Raw genomic sequence first — 18,476 nt, 5'->3', positions numbered from 1 at the left:
ACAAGGAACACCAATTCCGCTCGTCCTAACTTCCGCCGGGAACAGATCGCAACTTATCGGTGATATGACTCTCGCGGCCTTGGGAATGCTTCTTACAACTCCAGAGCGCGCCCTTGCATGCCCTCAGGGCCGTCGGTTCTATTGCGAATAGGCCACAAGTGGTTCGTAGTCGATCTCCTGAAAGGAAGACACGCCTGTCTCCCAATAGTCGCGAACGAAGGCCTTATGCCGAGGGTCGGAATTGTATTCCGCGTAGCCGGCCTCATTCTCGAACTCCATTGAGAACCCGAACATGAAGCCACATTTTGGGCTGATTTGGCGAAGTCGCTCAAAACTCCGCACAGAGGGAATGTCGGCCAGCACTATCGCTTGCTGCAGGAATTCAGCCTCTTCCGCCGATTCAAACGCATGCCTGAGACTGAATACGATTGTATGTCTGATCAATTTAATGCTCCTGGAAGTTCCCGAGTTCGTCCTGTTCGATTTCATAGTGAAGGCCTGCAGTCCGTCGCCAAGCGTCAAGCACCCCCATGTTGCCCAAGGAATCCTCCCAGCTCATCCCCGGCGCGTTGAATTCCAAATTCCCCGCATGGATTGAGCGGGCAACATCATCGATCTCGAACGTATAGAGCCAACGTTCGTCCCTCACTTCAATGTTGGAAACCATGTCTGCCTGCGTAAGCGTGATCGTCCCCACTCCCCCGTTCCGCCCTGAGGCATACCAGAAGTCCCTAACGGCAATTGTCCCGGCCGATCCAAAGACAAAAAGCGTGTTGTCCAGCTGTGCCATCATCGAGCAAGACAGTTCGCCGATGATGCCGTTTGAAAACTTCAGCGTGGCCGAAGACCAAAGATCAACATCACCCTCGATATGGGCGGCGCCGCTGACCAATTCAGGATCGAGGAACGGCAGGCTTTCTGCGGCCCCTGCCAGGAGGCGAACAATAGACGCGGGATAGCCGCCAAGATCGAGAATGGCACCGCCTGCAAGGCTAGGCTCAAACAGGCGATGCCCGCTCAGAATTCGTCCCGCGTTGAACCCGAAGTTTGATCGAATGATTCGGGGCGTACCAATTGCACCGTCCCTAACTAGCTCCATTAGCTTTCGAGTCTGCGGATGGGGTCTGTACATGAATGCCTCACCAGCAAACCGGTTCGCCTTTTTGGCCTCCTCATAAACCCGCTTTGCACCCGCCTGGGTCATCGCAACAGGCTTTTCGACGAGGACATGCTTACCCGCCCTCAGACCTTTTATTGCCCACTCTACGTGATTGACATGCGGTGTTGCGATGTAAACAACGTCCACATCGGTGCTGTTCAGCAGATTTTCGTATCCATCAACAATACGGGCACCTGCAAAATCCTCGGCCAGACTAGCGCGGGCAGGATTGCGTGTACCAACGGCGGTCAGCATACCTGTATCCGATTTTCGGAGCGCCGCAGCAAAAGTCTTTGCGATCTCGCCGGGGCCGACGATGCCCCAGCGTAGCTTGGCTTTGTTCATAGGTCCTCTCGCTTACTGGCTTAGTTTGAGATCGTTGAAGTCTTGGCCGAGCAATTCGGCGATGCATTCGACAGCAAGATTGTGGTCGTCGATATTCGGCAGTCCGGAGACGGTCACTGCACCGATGATGCCGATATCGGAAACCGCAATTGGAATGCTTCCTCCGCCCAAACCAAAATTGACGAGATCCATTCCGAATGCTTCGAGCGAGATGCCATGCTCCTTAAACATCACGTCGGTCAGGTAGCTGCTTTGCCCCATCCGTAAAGTAAGATTGCGCTTGCGCCTAACCCAATCGGCCAGATTGTTGTGAGCCTTTGGAGATGCGGCAGCAAATCGCACCCCGCCATTTACAAAAACCTCCATGAACAGAGGCAAGTGTCGCTCGATCGCCTTCGTATAAAGCGACTGACCAAGACACCAGGCATCCTCGTATTTAAAGCCGGGCAGAATGAGTGACTGCTCCTGCTCTTTTATGGCTTCCATCAGTTCTTTGTAATCCAATACCTTTTCCTCGTTCCTGAAATCGATCCCAAGGCAAGCAAGCGGAATCGAGACTACAATTTCTGGTGTATTTTCTTCGGAGGTCCATACGCTCCCGTTGCGCAGCTCTTCAACAAAGCAAATGACGGCCTCATAGGATTCTGGCAGCTCGAGCACCCTCCTCTGAGGGCCTGCTTGCCTTAATCTCTCGCTCAAGGCCCAACAGAGTGGAACCTGTTCAAGTTTCTGCAGTGAACCTACTACGTGCGGCACGGGAGATGAACCCGCAGATTGGTCCGATCATTGCGGAGATTTGAGTCCGCAATAATCATTTGCCTATGTGGAGATTTGAACTGATGAAGTCGATGAACGCCCGCGTGCGTGGAGGCGGATTGCGGCCGGCACTCCAAAGGAGGTGGATCTGGTTTCGGAACGTTGCAAAATCATTCATCACGAGTTTCAAGACGTTATTGTCAACGAGCCGCCGCACTGAAAAGTCAGGCAGATAGGCGAGTCCAACACCAGAGGCTGCAAATGCAATGCGCCCTTCAATGCTGTTGCACACGGTTCTTACAACCGGATGATGTGGCCGAAGACTTCCCTGCACCTCTAAGAGCCAGGGCTGGATGCGGCCGGTGGCGGGTGAGCGGAAACCTATGCAGGTGTGCTGCTCCAGATCCTCTGGCAAGGCTGGTTCACCAAATTCACTCAAGTACGATGGCGCGGCCACAACGACCATTCGAAACGATCCCAGCCGCCTGCTCATCAGGTAGCTATTCCCGATGTCGCCACTGCGCAGCGCAACGTCGAAGCCCTCCTCTATGAGTTCCACTTTTCGATCTGCGAAATGCACATCGACCTCAACCTTTGGGTGGGCCAGTTGGAACTCCGCAAGGGTGGTCGAAAAAGGGTCACCAAACATCGGCAAACTGACCTTAAGCCGGCCGATCGGTTCCTCTGTGGACTGACGAATTTCCTCTTCGGCCAACTCGAATTCTGCGAGAATTCGACGACACCGTCCAAGGAACACCTCACCTTCTGGTGTCAACGTGAGGCTTCGCGTGCTTCGCAGGAAAAGCCGCGCGCCCAATCGATCCTCAAGCCGAGATATTGCCTTTCCAACGGCTGAAGACGAAACACCCAACTGCCTCCCTGCCGTCACAAAACTGCCGCTGTCGACCACCTGAATGAACGTTGCAAGCGCGCGCACTTTCTCCATTCTCTCTTGCCTTCGATTTGACTAACAGGGGATGACGATATCTAGAACCACGGGTACGAGGCCTAAGTCCACGAACGGGCTTCAGGTGGCCTGGATTGCGATAACACGAATTCGCAACCAGTGGGAGACACTCAGCCCTCTGGCTCAAGGGGGCGCGAGCAGACGGCTGCATGGCGGGGATCCGGCAGAGAGTTGCGGGGAAGGGGCTATCGACGAGTGAAGTTCGCTCCGAATTCGAGCAAACCTCATAGCTTATCGGTTTGTCCAGACGCCCACGAGCGCCGCCCGGGGCGAGACGAGCTCTCGCGGACGACGAGTTCACCCGGAAGGAGCGTCAAGGTCGGAGGCGGCAAGGGGCCATCCGTCTCCATGAGCGCGATCAGTCGTTCTACAGCTGCCTTTGCCAGCGTCCCACCGTCGTTGCGGACGCTGGTCAGAGTAGTATTGGAGAACTCCCCATATTCGATGTTGTCATAACCCACGATGGACAATTGTTCGGGAACGGACACTCCTTTGACTTTCGCCCACCGCATAGCCCCAAGCGCAAACATGTCGGACGCTGCAAAAAGGGCTGTAAGTCCGAGATCCCGCTCGGCCAATATGGCCATACCGTCATATCCGGCTGCCATGCTGAAGCCAACGGGTTCATAGATTTGTCGTTCATCGAGAGGAAGGCCATGCACCCGGTGCGCATGCCGGAAACCTTCGATTTTCAGAGGCTTATCCTTGGTTGGCCCGAGCGCGCCGATCCGTTTGTGGCCAAGCGCTATCAGGTGTGTCGTGGCGTCGTAAGAAGCCTGAAACTCATCGACACCAACGGCATCGAGACCAGTGTCCCGGGCGCCGACCAGCATGACGACCGGAAAATTTCGTTCTCTTAAGCGGTGCAAATGGCTTAGGTTGGTATGGTCCACCGGATAGATCAGCAGCCCATCGACCATGTGCCGTCGGAACATCTCGATCGCGGCGGCTTCCTGTTCCGGTGTGCTGCTTGTCGCAAAGAGCACGCTGTAGCCGCGATCCGACATTTCCCGCTGTAAGGCCGTAGCGACCGCTGTCGGCTGCGGATTGGTCAGATACTCGACCAACATACCCACGGTATTGCTGCGTTTCAGGACGAGCGCCTTGGCCGTGTTGTTCGGTACATAGTCCAGCGCTTCTGCAGCCTTGATGATCGTGTCTCGGGCCGCCTGCGATATCCGCGTACTGCCCCGTAAAGCCAGAGATACCGTGTTGGTGCCGTATCCGGTCTTCGCAGCGATATCCGCCAAAGTCGATTTCCGCTGCCGCGTCAATGCGTTCTCCATACAGTCAGTGCCTCAGTTGTGCATACAGCACAATAAACCACTTGCAAAGCGAATGTAGTAACGCTACCACACTAAATAGACGCATCCTTACTACAAATTTCTGACCTACGAATGGTGTGCCATTGAGGAGTGGGGCGCTAGGGAAAGAGAAAGAAGGTTGCCGTCAATTGGCCTGACCGCCGTCGCCAGGAGGCAGATCGCGGAAGTCTTGCAACCCTGGAGGAGGAAACTGGAATGCTTCACGGTAAGATGGCTGCTCTTGGCGGTCTAGTCGCGCTGTTGCTGACGACGTCGGCGCAGGCGCAGGACCTGAGTGTCGAGGTTTATACCAATTGGGTGTCGGGCGGTGAGTCGGTCGCCCTGAACGCCATAGCATCAGCCTTCGAGGCCAAGGGTGGGACTTGGATCGATGATGCGGTCCCAGGCGATTCGATTGCTCCGGCAGTGACACGCATTGTTGCGGGGGATCCGATGGGGGCGGCGAAGTTCGCCACGGGCAGCGATCTGGACGAACTCTACAAAGCGGGCCTTCTCTCTGACATCGATTCCGTCGCTACAGAACAGAAATGGAAGGAGCGGCTCCCTGATTTCGTTTGGAACGCCATCACCCGTGATGGTCATGTCTATGCTGCGCCGGTCAACGCACAGTCTGAAGTCTGGTTGTGGTATTCGAAGGCCGTGTTCAAGAAAGTAGGCATTGAAGAGCCCAAGACCTACGACGAGCTTTTCGCCGCAATGGACAAGATCAAGGCGGCGGGCGTGATTCCTCTGGCCGTTGGCGGCCAGGACTGGCAGCTGGCGATCCTCTTCAACAAGGTTCTGGCCGGTGTGGCCCCGGATGTCTATCGGCAGATACAGACGGACGATTACGAGGCGGCCATCAAGTCGGACGGGTTCAAGAAGGCAGCGGAAATTTTCGGGCGGCTGAGAAACTATGACGACGAGGGCAGCCCCGGGCGTCAGTGGAACGTCGCGGTCAACATGGTCGCAACCGGTCAGGCCGCCATGATGGTGATGGGCGATTGGGCCAAGGGCGAATTCTCGGCGGCCGGGCAGAAGCCGGGTGTGGACTATGGCTGCATGCTGGGACCACAGAGCGATGCGGTGATCCTGTCCGGCGACGCATTTATCTTCCCGAAGAAGGAGTCACAGCGGCCCGGCCAGATCCTCCTGGCTTCGGTCATGCTCGATCAGGCGACCCAGGTGGCTTTCAACACTGTGAAGGGCTCGATGCCGAGCATCCTCGACGCCGACGTGAGTCACATGGACGAGTGCACTCAAAAGGCCATGGCCGTACTCCAGGACCCAGCCAAGCGCCTTCCTGCCCATTCCTACATTCTGTCTGCCGACCGCCGCAAGGGCATGCTGAACGTCATCGCACAATACTGGAGCGACGAAGGCGCGGCGCCAAAAAGTTTGGTCGACGCGATGCTCAAAACGTTCCAGTCCACGAACTAGGCTCTGGTTCACGCCGGCGGGTTTCTCCCGACCCGCCAGTAGCCCGTCTCGCCCCATTCGCAAGGAGCTTAACCAGCTATGCTCCAATGGAAACACGCCATGGCCCTGCCTGTATCGCTACGCAGACTACCTGCCGTCGTTGCCATGACCCCGACAATCTTTTTTGTCGTCGTCGTGCTTTGCTTCGGCCTCTTGTGGACGGTCTGGACGTCTTTTACGTCCTCCAAACTGCTTCCGAGCAATGATTTCGTCGGTCTTGAGCAATATATCAGATTATTCGGGTCCGACCTCTGGCAGGTGGCGGTCGTCAATGTCGCGGTCTTCGGCCTTCTGTTCATCGGCGGATGTCTGGCGCTTGGCTATGTGCTTGCGGTCCTCCTGGACCAAAATATTCGGTTCGAAGACGGTTTCCGCACGATCTTCCTGATGTCGGCCTCGCTGAGCTTCGTGGTGACGGGGATCGTCTGGCAGTGGCTGTTCGATCCGACATATGGAATTCAGGCGGCCGTTCGGAATTGGGGCTTTTCCGACTTCAAGTTTGACTGGCTGGCACGCAAGGAGACCGCCATCTACGCGCTGGTCGGTGCTGGCGTGTGGCAGGCGACCGGTCTTGGAATGATCATTATGCTCGCCGGGCTGCGGGGCGTCGACCAGGACATCTGGAATGCAACGCGTGTTGACGGCGTCGCCAGATGGCGGGTCTATATTTATGTCATTCCCGCAATGATCCGCCCGATGATCGCGACTGCGGCTGTGCTCCTGTCGCTGACCGCGATCAAGATCTACGACCTCGTCGTCGTCATGACGGGAGGCGGGCCGGGCATTTCGACCGAAGTTCCGGCCAAATACGTCATGGACATGCTTTTCCAGCGATCCAACCTCGGCCAGGCGACGGCAGCCGCAATCATCATGCTGCTGGCCATCTCGCTCTTGGTAGGCCTGCCATGGATCATCATCCGACTGCGCCAATTGCGCTCGGCAGGGGGAGAGCAAGAATGAACCGCGCCGTTACTCCAGAGGGACCCAAGCCCCGGACAATCTCCGCGTCCCGCATCGCCATCTATGTCTTCCTCGGTGTGTCGGCGGGGTTCTTCCTCTTGCCCGTCTATGTGATGATCATCACGTCGCTGAAGCCGATGGCAGAGATCCGGACCGGCAATCTTTTTGCCTTTCCAAAGGAACTCACATTCGATGCCTGGGCCAAGGCTTGGTCGAGTGCTTGCACTGGGCGGGTTTGCAAAGGGATCAGTCCGGGCATGCTCAATTCTTTCAAGATCGCCATTCCAGGCACACTCTTTCCAGTGATCCTCGGAGCCATCAATGGCTATGCCTTGTCCTTTTGGCGGTTTCGCGGGGCAAATCTCGTGTTCACGTTGCTGTTGGTGAGCACCTTCGTACCGATCCAGGTCTTCATCTTCCCGCTGGTCCGCATGATGACGTCAACCGGCCTCTTCGGCACCTTGCCCGGGATTATCCTGATCCACACGGGGTTCACGCTTCCGATCACCACACTTCTCTTTCGCAACTTCTATGCTGCGGTTCCTGAAGAGATGTTCAGCGCGGCGCGCATCGACGGCGGTGGGTTCTGGTCGATCTTCGCCTATGTCCTGCTGCCCATTTCCACACCGATCGTGATCGTGGCAGTCATCCTGCAATTTACCGGCTCTTGGAACGACTACCTCTTCAGCCTGATCTTCGCGGGGCGACCGAACCAACCCATCACGGTGCTGCTCACCTCGATCGTCACCAGCCAATACGGCGAGAAGGAATACAACGTGAATATGGCTGCCACGATGCTCGCTGCCATGGTGCCACTCTTGGTCTATTTCGCCTCGGGCCGATGGTTCGTCCGTGGAATTTCCGATGGCGCGTTGAAGGGATAAGACATGGACAATATTTTGAAAGAGGGAAAGGCCAAGGGCGTCTCTGTCCGCAAGGTGCGCGTCTCATACGGGGCGGTTCACGTGATCCGCGAGCTGGACTTCGAGATCGCCCCGGGAGAATTCATCGTTCTTCTCGGGGCCTCGGGCTGCGGCAAGTCCACGCTACTCAGCGTCATCGCAGGGCTTCGGGACGTCTCTGGCGGCCAGATCTGGATCGGCGACGAAAACGTCACCTGGCATGAACCCAAGGATCGCGATATCGGCATGGTGTTCCAATCCTACGCGCTTTATCCGCAAATGACGGTGCGGGGAAACCTGTCTTTCGGTCTGCGCATGACCGGGGCCGACAAGGCAGTGATCGACAGGCGGGTGACCGAGGCGGCGGAGATCCTGCAACTGACAGCACTTCTCGAGCGCAAGCCGCGCCAGCTTTCAGGCGGCCAGCGGCAGCGGGTCGCGATCGGACGGGCGTTGGTGCGGCATGCCGGCGTCTTCCTCTTTGACGAACCCCTGTCCAATCTCGACGCAAAGCTCCGGACCGAGTTGCGCGGAGAATTGAAGCGGCTCCACAAGCAATTGGGCACGACGATGATTTTCGTAACCCACGACCAGATCGAGGCGCTGACCCTTGCCGATCGCATCGCCGTGATGGAAGGCGGCGTGATCCGTCAGATCGGAACGCCGAAGGAGATCTACCGTCACCCGCAAAACCGCTTCGTGGCAGGCTTCATCGGTTCGCCCAGCATGAACTTCTTCGATGGCGAAGTGCAGGTGCGGGGCGCGGAGGCGACGTTCGTCGGACGCGGGTTTGAACTGTCCCTGACCGGCTACAAGTTTGCCACCGCGACTCCCATACCCGGCAAGGCTACCCTTGGACTACGGCCCGAGCATGTCGGAACGCGCCTTACCGGCCAGTCACTCTTTCATGCGTCCAGCCCCATCGTCTCGGCCGAACCTATGGGCGCGGAGACGCTCCTCTGGGGGCGTCTTGGCCAAGATCCCCTTTCGATCCGGGTCGATACGCTTCAGGGCTTCGACGAGGCCTCCCATATCACATTTGAAATCGATCCAGCTCTGGTTTCGCTCTTCGACGCACAAAGCGGGCAGCGGCTCTGAGCACCTGCGGTTCACTTCACCCTCCACCCGAAAGGACATTGCCGATGACGTACGCGGATGAGAATGGTTTTACCCCAATTTTCGATGGCAATACGCTGAACGGCTGGTTCGCGACGCCGCGTACCTATGGCCAGATGTGGCCGGGCGGCCCGACCGTGCAAGAAGCTCATCCGGATGCCTTCCCAGCCGACTACAACGAGCAGGCTGCCCTGCATCCCGCGGTCTGGACAGTGGAGGATGGAGCGATTGTCGGCCGGCAGGACAGGCCCGGCAGCGGCTGGGGCGGCTATCTGGTCACCGAGAAGACCTATGGCGATTTCGAACTGATCTTCGAGGCCAAGCCGGACTGGCCCGCCGACACCGGGATCATGCTGCGCAAGAAGCCTGACACCTTTCACGGCTTCCAGGTCCTGCTTGACCACCGACAATCCGGCTCGATCGGTGGCTTTTATGGCAATGGCATCAGCGGCTTTCACGCCGTGCCTTTCGCCCTGGATGTGGTGCTCGACGCCGATGGAAAACCCATCGGCCTCTGCCAGGACGATCCGAAAACCTCGATCGAACCCTTCACCCAGGCCAAGCGCGATTTGCTGACCGAGTCTTGTTCCGTCGAGGACTTTCTGTCCGCCTGGAAATTCGACGATTGGAACGCCTTTCGCGTTCGGATCGCCGGGCCTAAGCCCAAGGCTTCAGTGTGGATCAATGGATTGCTGATTGCGTCCATCGACCTCGCCACGATGAAGTTTCCGAACTACGACGCCGATGCGGTGACCGATTTCCTTGGGCCTAAGGGACATATCGCTTTCGAGGTTCATGACAACGACAAGAGGCTGGGCGAGGGGCGCTGGGGCCGCACAGCCGCTTGCCGCTGGCGCAATATCCGCATCAAGGAGCTTTGAGCAATGCCAGAGACCGCCGACATCGGCTGGGGCATCATCGGCCCCGGGTGGATTGCCCAACTGTTTGCCGAGGATCTCGCCCGCACCACCGGTGCGCGCTGCGTCGCGGTTGCTTCCCGCGATCTTGTTAGGGCCAAAGCCTTTGCCGATCGCCATGACATCGCGACGGCCTATGGCGATTACGCCGCGCTCACAGCCGATCCACGGGTTGACATCGTCTATATCGCGACGCCGCACAGCCATCATCATGCCCACGCCCGGATGGTGCTGGAAAGCGGCAAGCCGGTGCTCGTCGAAAAGCCCTTTGCGATGAACGCATCGCAGGCAGCCGATATCATCCAGCTGGCCCGGACGCGGGGTCTCTTCGTCATGGACGCCATGTGGACGCTTTGCAACCCGCTGTTTCGCAGGCTGGCAGGTGTCATCGCGGCAGGGGACATCGGAATGCCGCGTGCCTTTGCGGCCTCGATCGGACCAATGGGCGCGACCAGGGGGCATCGGATCGAGGATCCGGATCTGGGTGGCAGCTTTACATTGGAATGCATGGTCTACCCGATGAACATCCTCGCCGGACTTGCCCCGAACCTCATGACGGGTGCGCGGGTCGCCGCCTCGGCCCTGCTTACCGAGCGCGGCGTCGACAGCGGCTCGATGATACAGCTGAAGAACGACGATGGTTATGCCACGATGTCGGGCGGCTTCGTTCTGGGCGCCAAAGGTGGCGGTTCGTCCAGCTTCCAGCTGATCGGGGACGAGGGCTGGCTTGCGGTCACCGACAATCTCTTCAATCCCGGGCGAGCACTGATCAGCGCCCGGGGCCGCGAGCTGGAGGAGGTTAACGAACCTTCCAACGCTGAACGCTATCGCTGGGAAATCGAAGAGGCCGGGCGCTGCCTGCGGGAAGGCTGCGGTGAAAGTGCTCTGGTGTCGCATGAGTTGACGCTCAGCGTAATGCGGTTGTTGGATCAGGCCGTGATCCAGATCAGAGGAGGGCTCCTGCCATGAAGATTCCACCCCGCGAACTGGCCGCAGGCCAGCGCTGCCAAGTCTGGATTCATGACACGGCCAGCGGTGAGAACCGCATGATCCTGGAGACCACGGACCTCCTGCTGGAAGCGCCGAACTGGACCCTTCAGGATGATGCGCTGATCCTGAACGGGAAAGGGCTGCTTTGGCGATTGCCACTCGAAAATCCGCGCCTGCAGACGATCAATTTGCAAGGGGTGCCGCCCTTGAACAACGATCATGTGCTGGATCCCGACGGAGAGCATATCTTTGTTTCGGCCTATGACGACTGGCAGCTTTACCGGGCGCCGATATCGGGCGGGAAGGCCGTCCAGATCTCCGGCAAGGAGGGCCCCATCGACCTCTTGCACTTCCTGCATGGCGTATCGCCTGACGGGCGGCAGCTCTCCTTTGTCGGCGTCCAGGCGCGGATCACTGAGGACAGCTTTGCGTTTCTCTCAGCAGAGATCTGTACCGTCGGTTCGGACGGAACCGGATTTCGCCAGATCACCTCGGGCGGAGCACCCGCTGACGGGCCGGAATATAGTCCAGACGGCGCCTGGATCTATTTCAACACCGAAGCCTTTTCGGGCCATGCTCAGATCGCACGCATGAGGCCGGATGGATCCGAGATCGAAAGGCTGACCCATGCCTCGACCGTCGACTGGTTCCCGCACCTGTCTCCTGATGGCAAGCTTGCAGCCTATTTGGCCTATCCACCTGGAACCAAGGGACATCCGGCCGATCTTTGGGTCGAGCTGAAATTGATGCGCGATGGCGATTGGTCCGCCGCTGCCACGGTGGCACGGATCTTCGGAGGTCAAGGCACAATCAACGTCAACAGCTGGTCGCCCGACAGCCGCCGGTTTGCTTTCGTGGCCTATCCAATGGATTGAACCAATGTAGGACCGTGCGTCTTGGTCAGCATGGCCCGGCCTTCTCGAACAATAAGCTGGAAGACACCCACGATGAACCACACGCTCGATACGCTTGCCGAAGAACTGAAGGACCTGCAACTTGCGACGTTTGACTATGATTTTGCCTGGAAACTCGGCTGCATCATGCAGGCGCACGCGACCGCTCGGTCACTGCCGGCAGCAATTACCGTAGCACACGGGACCGATGTGGTGTTCGCCCTACTAATGCCCGGCGCTACCCCGGACAATACGGACTGGGCCGCTCGAAAGCGATCCGTTGCCCATCGATTTCATCGCAGCTCCCTGGCGATGCGACTGGAAGCTGAACAAGGAGGATTTGATTTCAACAGTCGTTTTCGACTGCCGGAATCTGACTTCGTGGCCAGCGGGGGCGGGTTTCCCCTAATATTGCGGGGTGGCACGCTGATTGGAACGGTGGGCGTCAGTGGGCTTCCCGACTTGGAAGATCATCTACTCGTAACAAATGCCCTGCGGGAGCTGTTGACCGTGGATCGATGAGGACATTAGGGAGTCGCCAACGCAAACTGGGACCTGATCCTCATCATCGGCGCGCGAAAGAACACCAAAGCTTCAAAACAATTCAACGGAGAAGACAATTGGCCAAAACGATACGATGGGGAATATTGGCGACTGGCTGGATAGCCGATCTGTTCGTCAAAGATCTGATCCAGACAGGTCATTCGGTGGCGGCGGTAGGATCCCGCGCACAGGAGAGTGCGGATCGCTTTGCAAAGATCTACGGAATCGTAAGGGCGCATGGCAGCTATCAGGCGTTGGTGGAGGACCCCCACGTCGACATCATCTACATTGCGACCCCGCATCCCCAGCATGTCTCTGCAGCGAAACTTGCGCTCAACGCCGGCAAGCACATTCTTGTCGAGAAGCCTTTCACTCTCAATGCCAAGGAAGCCGCCGAGATTGTGGACTTGGCCCGCGCTAAGGGCTTGGTCGTACTCGAGGCCATGTGGACACGTTTTCTTCCGCACATGCGCCGCATCCGTGAGCTCATCGCCGACGGCATGATCGGGGAAGTCCGTTCCATCACCGCTGATCATCGCCAGAAGCTTCCCGATGATCCGAAGCATCGTCTGAACGCGCTGCAACTGGGTGGTGGCGCCTTGCTGGACTTAGGCATCTATCCCGTATCGTTCGCCTGGGACATTCTGGGCAAGCCTGCGTCGATTAAAGCGATGGCGACGTTCCAGGACACAGGTGTGGACAGGCAGATCGCGATGCTCTTTCAATATGCATCAGGTGCAATCGTCACTACCTTGTCGTCAAGCGACAGTTCGGGGCCAAATCGGGCAAGTATCGTTGGGACGAAAGGGCGGATCGAGATCGACCGGGTTTGGTATTCGCCGACCACATTCCGCGTGCATGACAATGAAAACAATATTCTTGAGACCTTCGATGGTTCAGTTGAAGGCCGCGGCATGCAGTTCCAAGCCGAAGAAGCTGAGCGCTTAGTCCGCAACGGGCTGATCGAAAGCGAAATCATGCCACCGTCCCAATCTGTCGATATTATGGCCACGTTGGACGAGGTGCGCGCGCAGATTGGATTGAAATATCCTAGTGAACGCTAAACGCCCACTGAGCTTGCTCGTCAGAGCCCGTCGAAGCGGCGGTATCAGAACGACAAGGGACGCAATATATGAAGTTCGCGTTCATTGCGGAGGAAATACGGCCGAGTTTTGTGGATGGGTCGACGCAGCCCGAGCGCGATCCGATGCGATGATCTGCAACCTCGCGCGCTACCTGAGCTAGATCACCGGTGGCATCGACGGGGATGCTTGCTATGCGACGGATTCTGCCCGCAGACTGCTACGCCGCGCCACGAGACGGGGATGCACTAGAAAATGCTCGCACTTCGACCGTCCTTCAATTCGCTCAATTAACAGGCGCGCGGCCTGTAAACCGAGCTGCTCACCGGATTGGTCTACACTTGTGAGACTGTTCTGGTGAAAATCGCAGTAGATCGTATTGTCGTGGCCAACCACTGCGATGTCGTCGGGTATGTTTAGTCCACTAGCCTGGGCAACGCTGATGACCTCGAGAGCGACAAAGTCGGTCCAGCAGAAAATCGCATCAGGTCGATCTTGTCGAGAGATTAGGGCCTTTGCCGCCACCTGTATTTCGCGGAGCGATTGCGAGACTCTTACAACTTTGATCGCGCCTTCCAGACCCGCTCCCTCCATTTCGCTTCTATAGCCGGCTTCACGTCGCTCGATGACCGTGCCGTTCTCTGTGTCCAGGCTCAGCATCACGATCTTACGATAGCCCTGCTCGACAAGGTGGCGCACGACCAGCCGCCCGCTTATTTCGTCGTCGTTGTTAACCGTGTCGACACTTTTGGTATCAGGTAGGTGATGGCCTATAACTGCGGTCGGTTTTTTCTGACCAACTGCGGACAGCGCCTTCGAGGTTGCTGTGGTTCCGACAAGAATCAGTCCATCCATCTGCATGTCAATCATCGACTGCACAAGCGACGGCTCTGTTGAATGGCGCGCGATACCCTGGACCGACTCGTACTGCGTGCGCTCCAGAGCCGAACTGATCCCTGCCAGGATGTCCGCGAAAAACGGATTGCGCATATCCGGGAAGATTACACCGACAACGAAAGTACGGCCACGCATCGCACGCGCCGCTGTATTCGGCGTGTAACCCAGCTTCTTGATTGAGATGTTCACCTTTTCGCGGAGTGCATCGCTGACGCCGTAGGCGTTTCGTAGCACTTTCGATACCGCGGCAAAGGACACCTTTGCGTCCTTTGCGACGTCAAGGATCGTGACGCGTTTCTGTCTCGATTGTCTGGCCACTTACCGCTCCATCACAAGTCTCATATTGGAGATAGCATCTCGAACGGCGCGCGCAAAATGAATCTAGTTGCAAAAGGCCTTCGAATGTACAACATTGCACGTGCAATGTTGTACATTCGAAGGCGGAGGACAGTCGTGGATCAATACGTGCATCGCAAAACCGGAGAGGAACCCCCGATATCCAGCGCATGGGAGGCACAGATGATCCGGCCGCTATCGGACAAGGGTGTGGGCACGCCGGGGTCATTTGTCGGTCGTCGATTTCAAATTGCAGAATTGTCCGGACTAGAGACGTTACGCATCTCAGCGCTGGGACTGTACCGTGCGTTTATCAATGGCCGCAGGGTAGGCGACGACCAACTGACGCCAGGTTGGACGGCTTATGATCGCCGCCTGTCCTATCAGGTATACGACGTCGCCGATCTGTTAGTGGAGGGCGAAAACGCAATCGAGGTCTGGCTCGCGGACGGCTGGCTTCGATCGCCGCTGATGTGGACGGGCTTCGGTAAGGAGAACGTCTGGGGAGACCATATCGGTGCGATCGCAGAGCTGCGCGATCGTCCAGGCGGTGGCCTGATCGTCGCGACGGACGAAGCCTGGAGGAGTGGCGAAATACCGGTGCGCAAATCGGGCATTTATTTCGGGGAAGTGTATGATGCGCGTGTAGTCCTCGAGATGACGCACGGCGTTGCCGCACTGCCGTTCGATCATTCGACACTGGTCGCCCATGAATGCGGACCTGTTCGCGAACTTGATGCGCTTGTTCCGGTTAAGTCGTGGGAGGATGCCGAAGGCCGGACCATCTTCGATTTTGGGCAGAACGTCGGGGGCTATGTCGCTCTAACCCTGAAAGGCGAGAAAGGCTCCTCGATCATTGTCGAGCATGCCGAAATTCTCGACCAGCAGGGACAGTTTTACAACGTCAACTATCGAAGTGCCGAAGCCAAGCTCGAATACATTCTCGCCGGGGATAGCGAGGAACGCTACCGCCCTCTCTTCACGTTTCAGGGTTTCCGATATGCCCGCGTGACGATCAATGGGTCGGCAGAACTTGCCGCGATCGTCTCGGTGCCGATTACGTCGGTTCCTGAGCCGCGGGCGACTTTCACGTCCTCTAACCCGCTCGTGAACCGTCTTGTCGAGAACACGATCTGGTCCCAGCGGGCAAATTTCATCGAAGTTCCGACTGATTGCCCGCAACGTGACGAGCGACTGGGATGGACGGGCGACGCGCAGGTTTTTGCCGCGACGGCCTGTTACCTTGCGGACAGCAGCGGAATCCTGACGAAATTCGTGCGCGATATGATGGTCGACCAAGGGGAGGACGGCTCGATCGCCCATGTGTCGCCGAACCCGCTGCGTCTGAAGCCGTCGCCAGAATTCAACAACTGGGCCGGCTCGACTGGTTGGGGCGACGCAATCAGCGTCATTCCATGGGCAGTCTACCTGCATTACGGCGACACGGCGATCCTTGAAGAGGCTTTTGCGGCCATGACGCGGTGGAATGACTTCGTCTGGTCGATCAGCAATGGGCCGATCGTTCGCCCGCCCGCAAAATGGGATGGTCGCGGTTTCACCTTCGGAGATTGGCTGCAGCCCCAGAACGACTGGTTGAAGGCCGTGCCGACGATGGGCGACGATGCGGCGGCCACAATCTACCTCTACATTTCCTGCATACAAATCTTGGAGATCGCCCGCCATATTGGCAAATCAGCGGCTGTCGAAAAATTTGATCAGCGGGCGATGGCGGTCAGGGCCGCGTTCCAGCAGGAATTCATCACTCCGACCGGTCGCCTGCTCTATGATGACCAGAGTTCCTACGCCCTGGCATTCCTCCACGATTTGATCCCCGAAGAGCATGACGAAGCGGCGAAACGCTATTTCAAGGCGACGATCGACCGTTCGCACGGTCGCATCGGTACGGGCTTCATCGGCACGCCTGCCTTGTTGCCTGCTCTCGTCAAGATCGGCGAACCGGACCTGGCGGCACGCGTCTTCCTGCAGGAGGAGGTGCCGGGCTGGCTTGCCCAGGTGAAGCGTGGAGCGACCACAATCTGGGAGCGATGGGACGGCATCAAAGCCGATGGATCGATCTTCGAGCCTGCCATGAACTCCTACAATCACTATGCCTATGGCGCCGTGTGCCAATGGCTATTCGAAGCTGTCGCCGGCTTCCGGCCCGACGCGGATGCGCCCGGCTTCAGGCACATCATTTTCGAACCGACGATTATTCCGTCGCTCTCGCCCGTCACGGCATCGCACGACGCGCGCATCGGTCGGATCGAGGCGGCGTGGACCGTCACGGGCGATGTCGTCGAATACGTCGTCACTGTTCCTGAGCGATCGGAGGGTTCGCTCCTCCTGGCTGAAGAATATCGGGACATCGTAGTGGATGGTGCACGGCTTGAACCACAATCCGAAGGAAAGGCGCGCTGCCGGCTCGCGCCGGGAACGCACAGGATAACGTTCCGAAACAGTCGGAATAGCCACTGATCCGCGAGTGCGGATACCAAACTTGGGAGGAATTTCATGTCTAATACAATAGTGAAACGACGCGTCGGCTTTATCGCCGGCCTGCTCTGTGTGACCGCGCTTTTCGGTGTGGCACACGCCGATCAAACAACAATAACGTTCTTTACCGCCAACGATGCAGCAACCGTTGCCGTCTCGGAAGAGCTTGCCAAAGATTTCGAGGCGGCCAACCCGGATGTGCATGTCGAGGTTGAAGTCGGACCGGGCGGGACGGAGCGCGACAACCTGGTCAGATCTCGTCTCGCGACCCAGTCGATGAACGACGTCTTCCTCTACAATTCCGGTTCGCTGTACCGGGCACTCAACCCGGCGCAAACGCTGGTAGACCTCAGCAACGAGCCTTGGCAGGCCAATATCGTCCCGGAATTCAAGGAAGTGGTCACTGCTCCCGATGGCACTGTACGCGGTGCCCCGATCCAGACAGCGATGGGTGGTGGGATTTTCTACAACATCCCACTGTACAAGGAACTTGGCCTCTCCGTCCCGAAGAGCTGGGGCGAGTTCATGGCGAACAACGCCAAAATCAAGGCAGCAGGCAAAGTTCCTGTCGTGCAGACGTATCGCGATACCTGGACGAGCCAGCTCATGGTCCTCGGCGATAACTATAACGTCATGGCGGAGACGCCGGATTTCGCCTCTCAATATACGGCTGGCAAGGCCAAATTCGCATCGACTCCTTCGGCGCTCCGCAGCTTTCAGAAACTGGAAGAGCTGCATGCCGCTGGCTATCTCAACGAGGACTTTGGCGCGGCGACCCTCGAAGACGGGCTTCGCATGGTGGCAACCGGGGAGGGCGCGCACTATCCGATGCTGAGCTTTGCATTCGGATCGATCGCTAAAACGGATCCGGACAACCTCAACAATGTGGGTTTCTTTGCCATTCCCGGGGACGATCCTGGCAAAAATGGGCTCACCATCTGGCTTCCAAACGGTCTTTACATTCCCTCCGCCGGCCCGAATGTCGAGATTGCCAAGCGGTTTGTCGCGTTCGTGGCGAGCGTGAAGGGCTGCGAGTCGCAGAACAAGGCAGCGGCCGTCACAGGCCCTTATCTTGTCAATGGCTGTGAGCTGCCTGCTGGCGTGCCACGCGGCGTGTCAGACATGCTTCCCTATTTCAAGGAAGCGGGCAAAACTGGTCCGGCGCTTGAGTTCCTTTCTCCGGTAAAGGGGCCGTCCCTTGAGCAGATCACCGTCGAGGTCGGCTCCGGCACGCGTTCGGCAGCTGATGGTGCTGCTCTCTATGACGAGGATGTCCGTAAGCAGGCGCAACAGCTGGGTCTGCCTGGCTGGTAAGGCTGATAACAGCGCCGGCACGG

General features: G+C 57.8%; 17 protein-coding genes. 11 read left to right on the top strand and 6 right to left on the bottom strand.

The window, feature by feature from the left end:
- Positions 1 to 138: 138 nt before the first annotated feature.
- The 5 genes from RHSP_RS32015 to RHSP_RS31995 form a co-directional block, all read right to left on the bottom strand.
- Positions 139 to 444, bottom strand: coding sequence for a Dabb family protein (locus RHSP_RS32015; protein ID WP_004129467.1), 306 nt, complete (start codon positions 442 to 444; stop codon positions 139 to 141).
- 1 nt (position 445) lies between these two features.
- On the bottom strand, positions 446 to 1,504 hold the full coding sequence (locus tag RHSP_RS32010; protein ID WP_004129466.1) for a Gfo/Idh/MocA family protein: 1,059 nt from the start codon (positions 1,502 to 1,504) through the stop codon (positions 446 to 448).
- A gap of 12 nt (positions 1,505 to 1,516) precedes the next feature.
- A complete protein-coding gene (locus RHSP_RS32005; RefSeq protein ID WP_004129464.1) occupies positions 1,517 to 2,164 on the bottom strand; it encodes a heme-degrading domain-containing protein in 648 nt (215 codons plus the stop codon).
- Positions 2,165 to 2,315: 151 nt separating this feature from the next.
- A complete protein-coding gene (locus tag RHSP_RS32000) occupies positions 2,316 to 3,206 on the bottom strand; it encodes a LysR family transcriptional regulator (RefSeq protein WP_004129462.1) in 891 nt (296 codons plus the stop codon).
- A 245-nt stretch (positions 3,207 to 3,451) separates the two neighbouring features.
- Entirely contained in the window at positions 3,452 to 4,477 is a 1,026-nt protein-coding gene (locus RHSP_RS31995) for a LacI family DNA-binding transcriptional regulator (RefSeq protein ID WP_240535551.1), read from the bottom strand.
- 270 nt (positions 4,478 to 4,747) lie between these two features.
- On the opposite strand from RHSP_RS31995, the gene RHSP_RS31990 reads away from it, so the two are divergent.
- From RHSP_RS31990 to RHSP_RS31950, 9 genes are all read left to right on the top strand, one after another.
- Positions 4,748 to 5,971, top strand: a complete 1,224-nt coding sequence (locus RHSP_RS31990) for an ABC transporter substrate-binding protein (RefSeq protein WP_004129458.1) — start codon at positions 4,748 to 4,750, stop codon at positions 5,969 to 5,971.
- Positions 5,972 to 6,070: 99 nt separating this feature from the next.
- A complete protein-coding gene (locus RHSP_RS31985; RefSeq protein WP_037155830.1) occupies positions 6,071 to 6,970 on the top strand; it encodes a carbohydrate ABC transporter permease in 900 nt (299 codons plus the stop codon).
- Complete coding sequence (locus RHSP_RS31980; protein ID WP_004129454.1) at positions 6,967 to 7,854, top strand: carbohydrate ABC transporter permease; 888 nt, start codon at positions 6,967 to 6,969, stop codon at positions 7,852 to 7,854. Before RHSP_RS31985 ends, RHSP_RS31980 begins: the two co-directional genes overlap by 4 nt.
- Before the next feature lie 3 nt (positions 7,855 to 7,857).
- Positions 7,858 to 8,970 (top strand): ABC transporter ATP-binding protein, encoded by a 1,113-nt coding sequence (locus RHSP_RS31975; RefSeq protein ID WP_004129452.1) that lies wholly within the window; start codon positions 7,858 to 7,860, stop codon positions 8,968 to 8,970.
- A gap of 44 nt (positions 8,971 to 9,014) precedes the next feature.
- A complete protein-coding gene (locus tag RHSP_RS31970) occupies positions 9,015 to 9,869 on the top strand; it encodes a 3-keto-disaccharide hydrolase (RefSeq protein WP_037155826.1) in 855 nt (284 codons plus the stop codon).
- A gap of 3 nt (positions 9,870 to 9,872) precedes the next feature.
- Complete coding sequence (locus RHSP_RS31965; protein ID WP_037155823.1) at positions 9,873 to 10,874, top strand: Gfo/Idh/MocA family protein; 1,002 nt, start codon at positions 9,873 to 9,875, stop codon at positions 10,872 to 10,874.
- Positions 10,871 to 11,770 carry a TolB family protein gene (locus RHSP_RS31960; RefSeq protein ID WP_037155820.1) on the top strand — a complete coding sequence of 300 codons (900 nt, stop codon included), beginning with the start codon at positions 10,871 to 10,873 and terminating at the stop codon, positions 11,768 to 11,770. Before RHSP_RS31965 ends, RHSP_RS31960 begins: the two co-directional genes overlap by 4 nt.
- Before the next feature lie 72 nt (positions 11,771 to 11,842).
- On the top strand, positions 11,843 to 12,310 hold the full coding sequence (locus RHSP_RS31955) for a heme-degrading domain-containing protein (protein WP_051074183.1): 468 nt from the start codon (positions 11,843 to 11,845) through the stop codon (positions 12,308 to 12,310).
- A 98-nt stretch (positions 12,311 to 12,408) separates the two neighbouring features.
- A complete protein-coding gene (locus RHSP_RS31950) occupies positions 12,409 to 13,395 on the top strand; it encodes a Gfo/Idh/MocA family protein (protein ID WP_037155817.1) in 987 nt (328 codons plus the stop codon).
- 210 nt (positions 13,396 to 13,605) lie between these two features.
- On the opposite strand, the gene RHSP_RS31945 is transcribed toward RHSP_RS31950, so the two are convergent.
- A complete protein-coding gene (locus tag RHSP_RS31945; protein WP_004129441.1) occupies positions 13,606 to 14,628 on the bottom strand; it encodes a LacI family DNA-binding transcriptional regulator in 1,023 nt (340 codons plus the stop codon).
- Positions 14,629 to 14,829: 201 nt separating this feature from the next.
- On the opposite strand from RHSP_RS31945, the gene RHSP_RS31940 reads away from it, so the two are divergent.
- The gene (locus RHSP_RS31940) at positions 14,830 to 17,121 is read left to right on the top strand and encodes an alpha-L-rhamnosidase (RefSeq protein ID WP_051074182.1); all 2,292 of its coding nucleotides are present in this window, start codon (positions 14,830 to 14,832) and stop codon (positions 17,119 to 17,121) included.
- Between the two features lie 36 nt (positions 17,122 to 17,157).
- Entirely contained in the window at positions 17,158 to 18,453 is a 1,296-nt protein-coding gene (locus RHSP_RS31935) for an ABC transporter substrate-binding protein (RefSeq protein WP_004129437.1), read from the top strand.
- The last annotated feature ends 23 nt before the right edge of the window (positions 18,454 to 18,476 follow it).

Source organism: Rhizobium freirei PRF 81 (assembly GCF_000359745.1).
In the GTDB taxonomy this organism is placed as follows: domain Bacteria; phylum Pseudomonadota; class Alphaproteobacteria; order Rhizobiales; family Rhizobiaceae; genus Rhizobium; species Rhizobium freirei.
This window is presented reverse-complemented; position numbering and strand designations above follow the sequence as displayed.

Coding starts and splice junctions, on each gene's coding strand:
- RHSP_RS31975 (WP_004129452.1), top strand. CDS start 7,858: ATGGACAATATTTTGAAAGAGGGAAAGGCCAAGGGCGTCTCTGTCCGC.
- RHSP_RS31940 (WP_051074182.1), top strand. CDS start 14,830: ATGATCCGGCCGCTATCGGACAAGGGTGTGGGCACGCCGGGGTCATTT.
- RHSP_RS31990 (WP_004129458.1), top strand. CDS start 4,748: ATGCTTCACGGTAAGATGGCTGCTCTTGGCGGTCTAGTCGCGCTGTTG.
- RHSP_RS31960 (WP_037155820.1), top strand. CDS start 10,871: ATGAAGATTCCACCCCGCGAACTGGCCGCAGGCCAGCGCTGCCAAGTC.
- RHSP_RS31985 (WP_037155830.1), top strand. CDS start 6,071: ATGGCCCTGCCTGTATCGCTACGCAGACTACCTGCCGTCGTTGCCATG.
- RHSP_RS31965 (WP_037155823.1), top strand. CDS start 9,873: ATGCCAGAGACCGCCGACATCGGCTGGGGCATCATCGGCCCCGGGTGG.
- RHSP_RS32010 (WP_004129466.1), bottom strand. CDS start 1,504: ATGAACAAAGCCAAGCTACGCTGGGGCATCGTCGGCCCCGGCGAGATC.
- RHSP_RS32000 (WP_004129462.1), bottom strand. CDS start 3,206: ATGGAGAAAGTGCGCGCGCTTGCAACGTTCATTCAGGTGGTCGACAGC.
- RHSP_RS31980 (WP_004129454.1), top strand. CDS start 6,967: ATGAACCGCGCCGTTACTCCAGAGGGACCCAAGCCCCGGACAATCTCC.
- RHSP_RS31970 (WP_037155826.1), top strand. CDS start 9,015: ATGACGTACGCGGATGAGAATGGTTTTACCCCAATTTTCGATGGCAAT.
- RHSP_RS31935 (WP_004129437.1), top strand. CDS start 17,158: ATGTCTAATACAATAGTGAAACGACGCGTCGGCTTTATCGCCGGCCTG.
- RHSP_RS31955 (WP_051074183.1), top strand. CDS start 11,843: ATGAACCACACGCTCGATACGCTTGCCGAAGAACTGAAGGACCTGCAA.